Genomic DNA, 14,966 nt, shown 5'->3' on the forward strand with positions numbered 1-14,966 from the left:
CAAACAGTGGAAACAACAGGCAAATAACTATGTAAAAATATTTTTCCATCTCAATAACTATTCTTTGAATGCGCTTTTATCGGATAAACGACGCCCTGCTTATTCACCAAACGATACCACTCTCCATCTTTCACTAATACGGGCCAAGTATCTTCCTCTCCCTGATAATTTCTGGACAAGTCCTCATACTTTGGAGGGATTACGATTTTTCCTTCTTTGGTCGCCAAACCCTTCTTCCCATCCTTCACAATCCGAACATATGATTGTGAACTATTCATCTCGATATCGTCGTATTCGATGTTCAATACAAATTCCCCTTTTCGACTCCACAAACCACAACGATTATGCTGTCGCAGCAACAATAAATCAGGATAACCATACAGTGTAGTTACCTGTTCCAGTTCCAAGGGTATTATCTCTTTACCTTCTTTGTTGATAACACCATAACGATAAATGCCATCACCTGTCTTCTTCATGACAAAGGCAAGTCCTTTATAAAAACTTCCGACAGCGGTATACTCCATAAATTGCTTTTCTTTACCTTGCAAATCGATAAAGAGATTATCCAATTCACCATTTATTTTAAGCAAACCACTTTCAAAGGGGCTTGCGTCTGGATTTTCATTTGCCGGTAGATCGAAGCCATACGGCCGAATGCCATTTCGCCAAGCGATATTTTTATAAACAATATGTCCTTCACTGTCCATCAACTGAAAGCTTTGATCTTCGCGCTCGAGTAAGAAAAGATTCCGACCAGCATCATGAATGTCATACACCTCGGCATCAAAATCTTTGATGCATTTACCTTCACTACTATAGAGGGCCGTCTCATAAGCATAATCGATATCTTTCCGTTTACGACTCACAACCATATACTGCTTGCTAATCCAACGGACTCTCTGATCTGCTATGGGAACGATAAACGTTTTTCGCAGCAAGTCGAACACGCCCAACTTCTCACCGTCATATACAGGTGTCGAGGATAAATCAGGCAAATTCGTCTCACCTCCGCTATAATTCGTGGTAGTCATGGATTGGTCAGCTGGAACATGATATTGTATCGGTAAAATTTCTTTCCCTGTTGCATCGTAAACACCATACAAATTCTTTGAGAATACACGATAATATGCCTTTCCTCCTTGTATAAAAGGACTACTTGTCCAAAACTTATTATGTGGAAATATGGGCTGACCAGACCAATCGAACCTATACTCTTGTTCGCCCTGTCTTACATAAATTGTATAAGGCAGTGCAGCTATTGCTTTTTCGGTTGCTTGCTGTTTCAAAGCAGCATCCGATAGTTTAGTCCCGCCCGGTGTCGGCAACATTACTGCAGCAAAGGCCGGGAATACCCGTTGCCCAATAGCATTCTGAAATTCGATCTCCCCCGCTCCAAAAGGCACCAGCAATTTCCCACGATCATCTACCACCGCTTGCTTTCCCGCCTTTGTTACAAGAGCCAAACCCTTAACAAAATCCTCCATCTTATCGAATTCAGCACGTATAACCCAGTTTCCATGTGGATCGATGGCGCCAATCTTTGCTCCTTGCTTCACCTTCATCAAATCCACATCACCCATCGATTCCAGCGACTCAAATAGCGGTGGCGTAATCACTTTTCCCGATTGATCCAAAACACCATACAATCCCTTTTCAAAATAAGCGACATAAGCCGCCGAGTGGGTGTAGATATTCGAGAGAAAGTCATACTTAGGAGGGATAATAACCTTTCCATCCTCCTGTGCCAGCCCTCTTTTATCACCCATTGCAATGGTTACACCACCTTGGTGCAAATAGCTTTTACCAACTTCATCGTAAATTGCCTGCTGCACGATTCGACCATCCTTTGCGGTCATCCATCCCCATTTACCCTGTTGTTTAATTCCGATCAGCTCTCTATTAATAATCGTGATTTCTTCATATTGTGGTGGGCAAATCGTATGTCCTTCGACATTAATAACCCCATATTTACCTTGCTTTTTGGTGATGATAAACTCATAGTCGTAATGAATACCTTCATACCATTGCCCTTGATATTCATCTTTGAGATCAATATCGTCATATTCAAAAGCTGCAAGAATTTTCCCGTTTTTATCCACAGCACCGTACATGCCATCCTTTATTACACTTAGCATATTTCCCGTGCTATTCGCTACTTTATCGATCAGTAGGTTTGCCTCTGGTAAATACAGAAATTTCTTACCGTCAAATTGCACTTCCGGAAAGGTTTCATACGACGAGAAATCAATCACATCCACCACATCCACAGTTTGGCCAACAAGGGATAAATGCGCCGTTAAGAAAAAAAACAGTAAGTACAATTTGTTCATAGCTCAAAAGTAAGCAGTGAACAGGGTTCAGCAAATCCCTGATTTCGGGGAAATTTTAATCTTTTTCACTCGCGTAATTCAGTATATTATAAAAAAGCCAGCATATGGATGCTGGCTTTAAATTTTCCGGGAGAATTCAATCCCATGCGAAGCGTCCCTTATAAAGCTTCACATAGGGTCTATAACAGTTCCTTCACCAGTTCTCCTTTTTCGTTCAGGAATTCTACTTTGGCTCGGTTTTGAGCATCTATATAAATTTTTATACGCGGCCGCCCTGTATCATCCTTAATAAAAAGCCCCACATTCTTATTAAAATCGCGTCCAAGAAAAAGGCGATCTTCCGATAAAAGGCTATCGGCTCGCATACTCGCAAGCATTTGCTTTTGCTCCTCCTTGCTCTTGCCTTTTAACTGATTAAATTTAGGCAATAGTTCTTTATAGCGTACTTCCTTTGGATATTCCCATAACTGCAGACCATACTTACGATCTTTGTTTTCGGTGTTTTCCATGTATTGCAACTGCATCACCTGATCATTTCTGAATTGATCTACTGATAGAACGAGGCCAGCATCTTTCTCATCACCATTAAAGACCAGTCCCCCGCATTCATCTCCTACCGTATTGAAGAAAATAATACCTGCTTCTCTTTTACGTGGTTCCGCAGCTATGCCGTCCAATACACCATTATGTTGGCGCGTTTCATTACTTATGACCATCCTGATATCGCCTTTCTCACCCACTACATTAATCCGCTTTACCTCCAATTCATCGAACTTTTCTTTTCGTTCACTTGTCCTGAATGCAGAAAAAGCCAAAAACAAACAGATTGAGGTGGAAATAACAACGTAGGCCGTTAGAATATTGATTCGTTTTTTCAGATTTTGCTGTTCCATCTTGATATCAATTTTAGGTTACCTATCCAATAGTACGATTTAATCCTAAAAAGTTCAAGATTGCAATGGTTTTATTCATTTTTGCTCGACGATGGTTCGCGTACGTCTTGCATGTAACCATTTTCGAATGGGTAAATCATATAACATCATTACCAAATATGCTAAAACGAGGGAGAAGATGGTCCCAAGCAGCATAATGATCGTCAGCTCTTGCGTCCCTACTTGATGACTGGCATAATAGTTTCCAAATATCCAAATCATGGGAATATGCGTCATATATAAAGGGTACGATATTTTGCCAAAAAAAACACAAAGTGATCTCATACCGTTCGAAAGCTTTGCTCCCACACCCAACGCAAGTAACAAGGGGAAATAAAACACAACAATACTTGCTTCCACCAACCAGTTCCATTTAAAATAAGGAACCAAAAAAGCCAATAAAAGCAGTATAGAAAGACCAATAAAACCTAATTTATTCTTAATGATCCAAGTCGACCTAAACACCAAGAGCCCGGCCAAAAAAGAATAAGCAATGCGGGCGGCACCATCCCAAGCACTTTTTCCATCCCACCCTCCAATCAACGTACCTGCCTCATAACTCACCCAGCCCAACCAAATCGCTGCAATTGACCATAAAAGGAATAAGGATCGTCGACTTATCTTATAGAGCCAAAGACCGTAAACTATATTCGCCACATACTCAAAAAATAAAGACCAGGAGGGGGTATTTAGGCCAAACAGACCAAAACCACGGTCGGGCATTACAGGATAAGGGATCAATAACCCCGAGCAAACAAAGATGATCGCTAATTGTCCTGAACTATAGGTAGTATCCGAAAAAGGATCGATCCATACACCAATCAATCCCAATATAGATCCCAATAAAACGAGCGGATGCAAACGAATGAGCCTTGCCTTAAAAAACTGCCAAAGACCGATTTTAGTTATGCGTTCATCATAGGCGTAACCAATAACAAAACCCGATAAACAGAAGAAAAAATCAACGGCCAAAAAGCCGTGGCCCAAAAAATTTTGACTATAGTCAGGGTATACAAATTCCAGAAAATGAAAAACAACAATAGTTAAAGCAGCAGTGCCTCTTAAACCATCTAATAAATCATAATGGGGTTTACTCTGTAAAAAACTAACGTTAGATTCCTGCACCATTTCGGCTTATTTGGTTCAGGTACATAGATAAGGTATTTTCGTCAAAAACCATTCAAATATCTTGGCTAATCATTCAGTTAAATTGTTTGGTTGGAAATAAGCGTAGTTGACTATAAAGGAGCCCGATAGGATGGGCCTTTACAAAAAAATCCCTCCATGATGGAGGGATTTTAGTGGAATATTACAATATTAATTGATTTCCAGATCCACCATCACCGGAAAGTGGTCTGAGGGAAACTTTCCATGATAAGTATCCGTCAGCACACCCCACTTAAGGGTTTTAAAATCTTTGGTTATAAAAATATGATCAATGATCGCTGTTGCCTGTAAGGATTTTTCATTGCCGAAACCATTAAATGAAGCATTCAGTTTATAAGGTTTCTTTACCAGTTTCTCTGTATCTTTCAATAAAGTGGACTGTGCTAAAGTCTGATACCATTCTGTGTCCTCGGAACCGTTCATATCGCCGGTTAGAACAGCGGGATCGCCTTGCGCGATGTCTTTTATCTTTTTCAAGATCAACTTGCTGCTCTCCTTACGGGCCTGCACACCCTGATGATCATAGTGGGCGTTAAAAACAAAAAACGCCCTTCCACTTTCCTTATCTCGTAGTTGTACCCAAGAGCAAATCCGTTTGTGTGATTGCGCATCCCAACCAAAACTGGGTTTATCGGGTGTCTCGGACAACCAAAAATCCCCTTTTTTCAATAACTCAAACCGATTTTTCTTAAAATAGATGGCCGAGTGCTCGCCCGCATCCTTCCCGTCGTCTCTACCCACTCCGTAGCGTTCATATTCAGGTAAAGCGGCACTGATATCATCCAACTGTCCTTTTAGCGCCTCTTGCGTACCAAAAACATCAAAACCATGAAAATCGATCAACGCAGCTACCACTGGTGCCCGATCTATCCACAGATTACCTGTATCACCAGGATTAGCATAACGTACATTAAAAGTGGCTATCCTTAATTGTTGTGCCTGTAAAATACCTACTCCTATCAATAAGAAGCATAGTGTGACCATTATTTTCCTTTTCATTATATCCATTTTATTCCGATAAGTTATCTCTTTTCTTTGTATTTACCATCCTGGATTTTGACTCAAGTTGTTATTTTTAACAATAGCGGTCGACGGGATTGGGTACAAGTATTGACGGCCATCTTCGTACCATCTTCTAGGTTGCGCTTTAAACCACTCCAGATGCCCATTGGCCGTCAATGTCTGATAATTGGTACTGGCCCCACCAATGGCCACTCTGGCACAACCCGCAGGAACCGTCACAGTTGGTCCGCCGGTATTACCATCATAGAACACGACATCATAAGTACCATTATGATCGAGATCCATAAGTACATTCAAAGCCGGAACATAAATTCCTGACCATTCCAAATTAGCCATTAGCTCCCCATGTTTCCAGCGTTTTAAATCGTTAAAACGAAATCCTTCGAGCGCCAACTCCACTTGCCGTTCGCGACGAACCTCTAAGATAATCGGGTTATTGATATCCGGAAAGAACGTTTGCTGTAAATAGCTGTCTACCGTTGTCGGCAACGTATTCACACCCCCTGTAACACCTGCTCGGGCACGTAATGCGCCAATTGATTTAGCCCAATCTGCGTCCGTTAAAGTTCCGAGTTCCGCTTTAGCCTCTGCAAAATTTAATAATATTTCCGCGTAGCGCATTAAAGGGATCGCGTTCGTATTATATGCTCCATTATCATAGTAGGGATCGTCCAAGGTATACTTGATCGGTTGGTAGCCAGTATAAGTATGACTACTGAAATTCGGAGGTGAAGCCACTCCTTTGCGCATATATCCAGGTGTACGAATCAGTTGCGCTAAACGATAGTCACGGTTCTGGCATTCCTCATAAAACTCTTCTGTCTGAAAATCCGGTCTATTGGTATAGGGAGTTCCGTCCAAATTTAAGATCGTATTAATAAAAGGACGTACTAAACTATAACGTGGGCCGTAGGTTGCTGATGTCCACCACCAGTTAGCGCTACTCATTACTGCCAGATCTTCGCTCATTGTCACCGCCCACATTACTTCCTGCGTAAGCGGCGCGTCATTGATAAATAAAGCCCGCTGCGAGCCTTCCGCACCCGCGCCCGTGTACAAAGAATAAGGCCCATTTTCCATTAATTCCGTAGCCGCATCCACTACATATTGATAAAAAGTATTGGCGCTTTCCTGTAAATTTAACTCCGTATGATATTTACGATAGGAAGCTTCAAATAGGGCGGCTCTCGTTTTCAAACCTAAGGCTGTCCATTTTGTAATCAGTGATCCATCCGAGCTGGTAGATGAAATATTTTGCGAAGCGAAATCCAAATCTTCCATCACATGCTCCATCACCACCGTGCGTGAATCTCTTGTGCCGTATAAAATATCCGTTTCGTCAATACCCAACGCATGATCTACCCAAGGCACATCTCCAAATCGCATGACCTTATCGAGGTAAAAGTAGGCTCGGAAGAAACGTGCAACTCCTATGTAATTGTTGCGTACCGTTTCGCTGACATTGGGATCATTGCAATGTTCGATGAAATAATTGATATTGCGAAGATCGCCCCAGCTCCAGCCATCACTTGTCTCCGCAGAGTAACCGCCTTCACGAATGAAGCTATTGAGGTTATTCACCGCTCCATAATCCGCCATTGCATCGCTATTATAAGCATTGCCGGCATCCGGCAACATGTCATAGAACGAGCGACTATAAGCCGCTAAACCATTTTCACTCCCAAAAACATCTTCCTCGGTTGCCGTAGCTTTAGGCGTTTCATTCAATTCGCAAGATGAAAACACCAATGCCGTCATGGCCAATAGAACCCAGCTTTTTTTCATCACACTAAACGTACCATTACGTTTCGATTTTTTGTTTTGCGACCTGCTATCGCTATATATTTCTTTCAACATGATTGTTTGTCTTAAAAGTTGATTAACAGATTAAAACTTACACTGCGCATCGTTGGATAATTAAAACCATCTCCTGAATTATCGCCACTGACATCTTCATCCGACTTACCAATATTTGCTACATCAATGTCCTTGGTATGCTTATATAAAGGTGACCAAGTAAAAAGGTTCTCACCTGATAAACCCACCCGTACCGCTTGCAAACCGGCTTTTTGCACAAAGGCCTTCGGTAAATTGTATCCTACCTGCAAATTACGCAAACGCAGATAGGCAACGCTTTGCAGGTAACGCGTTTGTTGTGTATTTTGTATGGAAGTATTATAACCTGCGTAACGGGGTAAATAAGCGTCCCGATTCTCTTCTGTCCAGTAATTGTTCAGGTGCCAAGTTGGCAAGTTATTATAAGGGCGGTTGAACTGCCCCCAGAAAATAGACTCATTACTTGGATACCAATCCTGTTTACCTACCCCTTGAAAGAAAGCCGACACATAAAAGTTGCTATAATTTAAATTCAGGTTGAAGTTATAGATATAGCGCGGTTCGGTATTACCAATAATGGTTTTGTCACCATGGTCATCCAGCGTATTCGAACCATAATCAATAACACCATTACCGTCTAAATCCGCAAAGCGTACATCTCCGGGATATACCACACCCGAGTTGGAAGATTTAATCAAAGTTTGCTTAGGTGCTGCGTCAATTTCTTCCTGCGATTGGAAAAGACCTTGGGTTACATAGCCCCAAATATCACCTACACGTTGTCCGGCATAATAATCAGTAATTGCTCCTGTAGTATTGTTATACCGATCGATGGTTGAACGGTAATCTGCCAAACCAGCTTTCACACTGAAACGAAAAGGTTTGTTCGCTATATTAAATTGGTCATTGTAACCGATCGATATCTCGTATCCATTTGTGGTTAAGTCGGCATAGTTGCCTTTTGGTGACTCTGCTCCGAAAATATCCGGCAAAGTCGGACCAACCGTATACATATTCAAGGTTTTGCGCGTATAAATATCACCTGTAAACGTTAATTTACTATCCAGGGCAACCAGATCCAGACCAAAGTTAGCCGTGCGTGCAGTTTCCCAAGTCAGGTTGTCGGGTCGTATCGTTGGTCTTGAGGTTACCGGGTTTTTAGCGCCATTCAAAATAATGCCCTGTGTTGAAATATTATACGTATTTAAGAAGGTATAAGGATCGATGTTTCCATTTCCGAGGGATCCATAGGATGCCCGTAACTTCACATCTGAAATGGCCTTCGGATTTACGTTCCAGAAAGACTCCTGGGATAGACGCCAACCAACCGAAGCCGAAGGGAAGAAAGCCCATTGTTCGTCCGTTGGAAATTTCGAAGAACCATCGTAACGCCCGTTTACTTCAAACAAGTATTTATCTTTGAAGATGTAATTCGCACGGAAAAACACACCAGCAATCCGATATTTATTATATCCCGCTGTGGCTGTTACTGATTCACCCAAAGCCAAGTTAATATTCTCCGTATTTTCGGTCAGCAAGCCATTCTTTGTAATATAATTCGCATCATACGTTCGTTGTTCATAGTTATAACCTACCAAACCTTTGAAGTAGTGATCGCCCCAGGTTTTTTCATAATCGGCATACAGATTTGTAAATAAGTAACGCCATTTTTCGGAAATTTGATAGATATTATCATTGAAAGAAGTACGTAAAAGCAAGGTTTCTCCTTCCTTTACGCTGTAGGGCACAGGTACGCGGATACGTGTTGAGCTGAGATCCCGATTACGGAAAGTCAAGTCGCCCCGGATATGAAAACTATTATTAAAGAACTTCGTTTCAAAAGAAGTGGTATTCCTCAGGTTATCGTTTTTGCTATCCACGCCGTTCTTACCATAGATAAAATCACCTACCGTATAAGCAGCTGAGTAAGATAACGTACCATCCGGATTAAATATAGGCGATGTTGGATGTCCTTCATCATCAATATTCCGCCATATATTTCCTCCTTCACCAGCTGTTTGCGGATCATGGTATTTAGACAAGTTATAGTCCATATTATTGCTGATCCTTAACCAATCAGTCACCTGCAAACCGCCTTTTGCTCGTAGATTATAGCTATTATAATCATCTGTATTATAGCGATAGATGCCATTGTAATCATACAAGCGTCCGGACAGATAAAAATCTGATTTTTCCGTTGTGCCCGATATGGACAGGTTATGATCCTGTGCCCACGTTCTATCCTTTAATAAAGTACCAAAGTAGTCTGCATTACCATAATATACATATTCACCGTTATCGTTTACGGTTACTTCTTCAGTAATGCCCTGCTCTTTCCTCCTTTTAAACTCTTCCAGCCAGTCTAACGTAAAGATTTGTGTCTTGTTCAGCTTACTTGGCACTGACGAATAGTTGTTCCATGCATTGTAGGCTTCAAAGAAGTGTGAAGCGTAAGTATAGCCATCGGTCACAAAATCCGGCTGCGTCGCTAATTGTTGCATGGACGTATTCCCGCTATAAGTAAAGGAGGTCTTTCCTAAGGCTGCTTTTTTGGTTGTAATCAACACGACGCCAAATGTACCCCGCGAACCGTATACTGCTGCAGAAGATGCGTCTTTTAGCACCGATACTGACTCAATATCGTTCGGATTCAAGGTAGAGGGGTCCCCCTCAACACCGTCAATCAATATCAGGGCGCTTCCCCCCTGACCAATAGATGTGGTACCGCGTACATTATAGCTTGGCGAACGGGTAGGTTTTCCGTCCTGTAGATTGATGTTTAAGTTCGGTACAGCACCTGCCAACATTTGCGTGGCATTGGCAGCCACGCGTCCTTCAAACACTTCACTGCCCACTTGATCTACCGCGCCGGTTAAGTTTACTTTCTTTTGTGTACCATATCCGACAACAACCACCTCATTCAATTCACCACCTTTCGCTTTCAACTGAAAGTCGGCTGTCGTTGGCTTGCCTTCCTCCACTACTACTCCGTTTCGTACTTGTGTTTCAAAAGACACATAAGTTACCTCCAGGGTATAAGTCCCTGCAGGAACAGAAATCAGGTAATTTCCCTCCTCATTAGCGGCAGTACTTCTATTCAACTCGCGTATGCGTACACTTGCACCCGGTAGTGCCATGCCCTGATCATCCACAATCTTTCCAGAAAGTGGCATCATTTGCCTGGGAGGGTTATAGGTTACCACTAAATTATTCCCTTGTTGCTCATACGTCGTGTATGTTTGCGCAGCAATCTTATTGAGAGCTTCGGCCATTGTTCCCTCCATCTCGAGTGAAAGGGATTTATTTTTTGGGATAGCCCCATCGCTATACACGAAACGGAAATCACTTTCCCTTTCCAGCTGTTGCAACACTTCTTTTAGCGACTTGTTGCGTAGATGAAGTTTCACCCGTGTTTTCGATAGCTCTTGGGCCTTCGCAGTATTGGCACAAACAAGGCTGTAACTCCACAGCACAACCAACAAGGCAAAGCAACCCGCGCTGAACGCTTTCAGCATAAAGTTTAGATAGTTAGGTATTCGATTGTTCATCCCTGATTTTGATTTAGCAAATTTTAACTTATTTAATATAGACCTGATTCTTTTCTATCCTATAGGAAAAGGAACTGCTCTTACTTAGCATATCCAGCACCCTATTAATGGGTAAATCTTTGAACTCACCGGTAAAACGGCGATTTAATAAAGACTTATTGTTAACATGAATCTCTACACCGTACCATTTTTCCAGTAAGGACACCACTTCAGCAAAGCGCTGTCCGTTGAAAGCCAACACCTCCTGACGCCAAAGCCCCCAATAGTCCTTTTCGTCAATTGGCGACACCCTACATTCTTCCGTTAATTTATCATAGTTGATTTTCTCACCAGGTTTTAATAAAGAGGACGATGAACCATGATCAACGCGTACAGATCCTGTTATTAGCGCTACAAAAAGATGTTCATCGTTGTCAAATGCCCGCACGTTGAAAGAAGTACCCAAAACATAGGTCCGTAACGCTTGACTGCGCACAACAAATGGCCTTGTTCTATCCGGCGCTACCTCAAAAAAGGCTTCACCCACGAGTTCGACCTCGCGATTCTTTTCATTATAGGTATTGGTATAGCGCAATACACTTCCCGCATTGAGGTAAATTAAGCTTCTGTCCGGCAAGGTGATCTTTTTCTTTTCACCAAAATTGGTTTTGATTTCGACTAGCTGTTGCACTTCAGGTGCTGATGATTTTATCGAACGAGCAGAATAGTAGAGTATGGCCAAACCAAATACGAGGGCTATGCTGGCCGCTACGGCCCAAAAGGGGGAAAACTTTCTCTTAATTTGTATTTCAGGAATTTCGATTCGAGTCATTACTGTTGCAATCCGCCTTTTCCCGGCAGCCGTTAACGGCATCGCTTCAAAGTGCGCAGTCTCTATCCAGAATTGGCATATCAATTCTTCTACACGCTCCTTATATGCGGGGTCATTTAGCAGACTAAAAAGGAGGTCCTCTTCCGCTGGATTTAACGATTGCGCTTTGTACTTCCTAAATAACTCTTGTAGTAATGTTTCATTCATCTATTAAGATGACAGAATGACCTATTGAAAAGAGCTACGCTCAGAGATTAAGCTTCGTTTAAAGATTTGTTAATAAAAAGTAAAGTAAGTATCTGTAAACTCCAGTTTCACTTTTCATATAACAGTCTGGGTGTTTATATTAAAGGGACCTTTTCTTTAGTCACTTTTTTATATATGTTCTTTTTCTTGACAAAAAGAACGAAAAGTCAAGGCTATCCAGTTCTCACTAAAAATTCGGTTCCTATCCCTCTGTTCTGCGGAGCCGCCCCTATTCACAATTCCTTCCCTTCGCTTTTTCGCATAACACTTTAGCCCGCCCTGCCAACCGAATTTTCTTTACGCTCACCCTGGAAGGCCGTTGTGCCCCGCACTATGGCCCCTTTGCAAAAGCGTTCCGAAGGATGTCAATGGCCTAGTCTATGGAGGCGGCAACTGGCAGTCAAAGATGGCCCTCCCTGATTATTAAGCGAAGCAGGCGGTAATCAGTGAATCGACGAACGAAGGGGATGGCCATTATGCAAGAGGGTGGCTCCGATTCACGGATGGGCATCTGACCACGGGTTGCAACGGAATAGACAAGCCGAAGCACCTTGCCACTTGGGTGCGTCCAAGTGGATCTATAAAATAAACCTTCGTTTTACACAATCACTGAACGTAACATTAAGATAATATAGCATTATTACTTTTGCTCCGTAATCTGAAAGAGGTATCTTATGAATCAACCAGTCATGTCTCGGCAGCAAGAAAAAGCATTGCTGTTGGAGATCAAGCAGGGCAATGCCTATGCGTTGGAAAGCTTGATGATGCGCTACGAAGAACGGGTGTTTCAATTTGTTCTTCGCGTGGTAAATTCCAAGGAACTAGCAGAAGAAATTACGCAAGACGTATTTGTAAAGATCTGGGAAGGTCGGGAGAACTTAGGGAAAATTGATTCGATAGGGGCTTGGATGTATACCTTGGGAAAAAATAAAGCGATCAATTTATTGAAAGAATTGACAGCCAGGGCCGCACGTGAAGAATATTATGCCAAGGATAGCGATTGGTTGATTGGTGGAGAAAGTGAAGCGAAAGAAAAGGGTGATATTTTTAAGTTGGTAGATGAAGCCGTAGCACAAATGCCTGAAAAATGTCAACAGATCTTTATCTTAAAGCGTGATGAGGGGCTGAGCAATGAAGAAATTGCTGATCGCTATAATCTTTCCATTCATACAGTTAAAAATCAACTGAAAAAATCTTACGCTATATTACGCAAATCTATTGTCGAACAAACCTTAGTTCTTATCCTTTATTCTTTTTTTTCTAACCGATAAGTTTATATCGCACCGCTAAGGGATACCTTCAAAACAGCTTTACAAAAGGGATAGGGAAGATATTGAGGCATCAAACAGTAAAGCATAACACCGAAATAACAACTACTTAACAAGAAGTTAAATTTAGCAAGCTAGCTTTGAAACCGAACGTGTCTAACCTTATGTCCAGCTCTATCTTAGACGAACTCTTCGAACACAGCAAGGCTGGTGATTCTGTCGCTTTTACTGCATTGTATAGATATACCTGGCAAAAGCTCTATCAATTGGCATTTCGTAAAACACAAGATGAAGAAGAAGCAAAGGATATCGTGCAGGATATCTACATTCAATTGTGGCAAAAAAAAGAAAGTATCCATATTCACGGTTCAGTAGAGGCTTATCTATATAGTATGACCAAATATGAGTTGGTCAGACGGATGCAACGTTCACTGAAGGATGAAGCCCATCGATTCGACTATCGCCAACTGATCGATACCTTAGCCCATGCAGGTGACCAGCAATTATTTGCCGAAGAATTGAAGGCCCAGCTGAAAAAAGAAGTAAGCGCACTCCCTACCAAACAGCAACATATATACCGCTTGCATCAAGAGGACAATCTAAGCACTGAAGAGATTGCTCAAGAGCTCGGATTAGCCGAACAAACGGTTAAAAATCAACTAGGTCATGCAAAGCGCAAGATACGATTGGCGATTAAAGATCATATGTTATCTGTTATATTCTTTTTTTAGCCCACCTGCTCGCAACATAAACCTCTTAATTTATTAACAATTTGATAACCTAATCTCATTGGTACCCATGTCTGCATTTTTACTCCTATAGGTAAACGCACCTACATGGATCAAAATAAGATACGTAGTTTATTAGAGCAATACCTTCGGGGTACTTGCAGCCAAGAAGAAAGAGAATGGATGGATCGCTGGTTCGAAGCTGATCGGAACTCGGAACAGCCCTTGGCTGACGGAAAAGCGCAGGAATTGGAAGAAGCCATGTTATCACGGATTCAAGAGCATTTACCCCAACGGACGAATAAACGTAGGCTGTGGTTCGCAGCTAGTATCGCTGCCTCCATCATGTTACTGATCGGTGTATTTATTCTTTTTAGCAGACCGGGCCAACGTCACCAAGAAACCAAACAACCAACACCTAAACTTTTCACGTTTCACACCGAGCCCGGGCAGCGGGCCAAATTACGACTACCTGACAGCAGCATCATTTGGTTAAACGGCAATACGGCAATTCGTTATGATCAGCACTTTACAGGTCCAAATCGCGCTATCTATCTCGATAAGGGAGAAGCTTATTTCGAAATACATCCAGATCAACATCAACCCTTTATTGTACATACAGCCACCTTGCAAACACGTGTACTCGGTACTTCCTTTAATCTACAAGTGCAAAACCATCGCAATCAATACAGCTTAAGCATCAACACCGGCAAAGTGAGCGTTAGCCATAATCAAGGCAAAATACAACATACCGTGCTTATCGCAGGGCAGCAATTCACTTATGATTATATCAATGGTAGCCACCAAATCAAGGCCATCCAACCAGGAAGCGAGCATGCTTGGATTTATAATGAGCTCGTATTTCAAAGCGCCTCTTGGAAAGAAGTTGTTGCACAGCTACAAACATGGTATGGGGTTACCATTTATCTAGACCTACAACGTGGACGAAACGAAACATTCACTGCCCGATTTGAAGATCCAACATTGGAGGCCGTGCTGAAAGCCTTACAAAAAATCAATCCATTTCAATATAACATCAAGAAAAAGGAGGTTCATATACACAACTAAAACCCGCTA

At 42.0% G+C, this 14,966-nt stretch carries 10 protein-coding genes; 3 read left to right on the plus strand and 7 right to left on the minus strand.

Going from position 1 to position 14,966, the window contains the following annotated elements; all coding sequences use genetic code 11:
- Positions 1-50 precede the first annotated feature (50 nt).
- From RYH73_RS00840 to RYH73_RS00870, 7 genes are all read right to left on the minus strand, one after another.
- Positions 51-2,330: a WG repeat-containing protein gene (locus tag RYH73_RS00840; protein ID WP_335311354.1), complete on the minus strand. Its 2,280-nt coding sequence runs from the start codon at positions 2,328-2,330 to the stop codon at positions 51-53.
- Positions 2,331-2,509: 179 nt separating this feature from the next.
- A complete protein-coding gene (locus RYH73_RS00845) occupies positions 2,510-3,223 on the minus strand; it encodes a hypothetical protein (protein WP_335311355.1) in 714 nt (237 codons plus the stop codon).
- 75 nt (positions 3,224-3,298) lie between these two features.
- Entirely contained in the window at positions 3,299-4,390 is a 1,092-nt protein-coding gene (locus tag RYH73_RS00850) for an acyltransferase family protein (RefSeq protein ID WP_335311356.1), read from the minus strand.
- A gap of 189 nt (positions 4,391-4,579) precedes the next feature.
- Positions 4,580-5,428, minus strand: coding sequence for an endonuclease/exonuclease/phosphatase family protein (locus RYH73_RS00855; protein ID WP_335311357.1), 849 nt, complete (start codon positions 5,426-5,428; stop codon positions 4,580-4,582).
- Between the two features lie 42 nt (positions 5,429-5,470).
- Complete coding sequence (locus tag RYH73_RS00860) at positions 5,471-7,309, minus strand: RagB/SusD family nutrient uptake outer membrane protein (protein ID WP_335311358.1); 1,839 nt, start codon at positions 7,307-7,309, stop codon at positions 5,471-5,473.
- Positions 7,310-7,320: 11 nt separating this feature from the next.
- Entirely contained in the window at positions 7,321-10,836 is a 3,516-nt protein-coding gene (locus RYH73_RS00865; RefSeq protein WP_335311359.1) for a SusC/RagA family TonB-linked outer membrane protein, read from the minus strand.
- A 28-nt stretch (positions 10,837-10,864) separates the two neighbouring features.
- Positions 10,865-11,854, minus strand: coding sequence for a FecR family protein (locus tag RYH73_RS00870; protein WP_335311360.1), 990 nt, complete (start codon positions 11,852-11,854; stop codon positions 10,865-10,867).
- A 713-nt stretch (positions 11,855-12,567) separates the two neighbouring features.
- On the opposite strand from RYH73_RS00870, the gene RYH73_RS00875 reads away from it, so the two are divergent.
- The 3 genes from RYH73_RS00875 (at position 12,568) to RYH73_RS00885 (ending at position 14,957) form a co-directional block, all read left to right on the plus strand.
- Entirely contained in the window at positions 12,568-13,164 is a 597-nt protein-coding gene (locus RYH73_RS00875; protein WP_335311361.1) for an RNA polymerase sigma factor, read from the plus strand.
- Positions 13,165-13,325: 161 nt separating this feature from the next.
- Positions 13,326-13,892, plus strand: coding sequence for an RNA polymerase sigma factor (locus tag RYH73_RS00880; protein ID WP_335311362.1), 567 nt, complete (start codon positions 13,326-13,328; stop codon positions 13,890-13,892).
- Between the two features lie 105 nt (positions 13,893-13,997).
- Positions 13,998-14,957, plus strand: a complete 960-nt coding sequence (locus RYH73_RS00885; protein ID WP_335311363.1) for a FecR family protein — start codon at positions 13,998-14,000, stop codon at positions 14,955-14,957.
- Positions 14,958-14,966 lie beyond the last annotated feature (9 nt).

The sequence above is a fragment of the Olivibacter sp. CPCC 100613 genome (assembly GCF_036959255.1).
GTDB lineage: Bacteria > Bacteroidota > Bacteroidia > Sphingobacteriales > Sphingobacteriaceae > Olivibacter.

Bases quoted from the DNA above. Each gene is read 5' to 3' on its own strand.
- RYH73_RS00850 (WP_335311356.1), bottom strand. From the start codon at position 4,390: ATGGTGCAGGAATCTAACGTTAGTTTTTTACAGAGTAAACCCCATTAT.
- RYH73_RS00845 (WP_335311355.1), bottom strand. From the start codon at position 3,223: ATGGAACAGCAAAATCTGAAAAAACGAATCAATATTCTAACGGCCTAC.
- RYH73_RS00840 (WP_335311354.1), bottom strand. From the start codon at position 2,330: ATGAACAAATTGTACTTACTGTTTTTTTTCTTAACGGCGCATTTATCC.
- RYH73_RS00875 (WP_335311361.1), top strand. From the start codon at position 12,568: ATGAATCAACCAGTCATGTCTCGGCAGCAAGAAAAAGCATTGCTGTTG.
- RYH73_RS00870 (WP_335311360.1), bottom strand. From the start codon at position 11,854: ATGAATGAAACATTACTACAAGAGTTATTTAGGAAGTACAAAGCGCAA.
- RYH73_RS00860 (WP_335311358.1), bottom strand. From the start codon at position 7,309: ATGTTGAAAGAAATATATAGCGATAGCAGGTCGCAAAACAAAAAATCG.
- RYH73_RS00855 (WP_335311357.1), bottom strand. From the start codon at position 5,428: ATGAAAAGGAAAATAATGGTCACACTATGCTTCTTATTGATAGGAGTA.
- RYH73_RS00865 (WP_335311359.1), bottom strand. From the start codon at position 10,836: ATGAACAATCGAATACCTAACTATCTAAACTTTATGCTGAAAGCGTTC.
- RYH73_RS00885 (WP_335311363.1), top strand. From the start codon at position 13,998: ATGGATCAAAATAAGATACGTAGTTTATTAGAGCAATACCTTCGGGGT.
- RYH73_RS00880 (WP_335311362.1), top strand. From the start codon at position 13,326: ATGTCCAGCTCTATCTTAGACGAACTCTTCGAACACAGCAAGGCTGGT.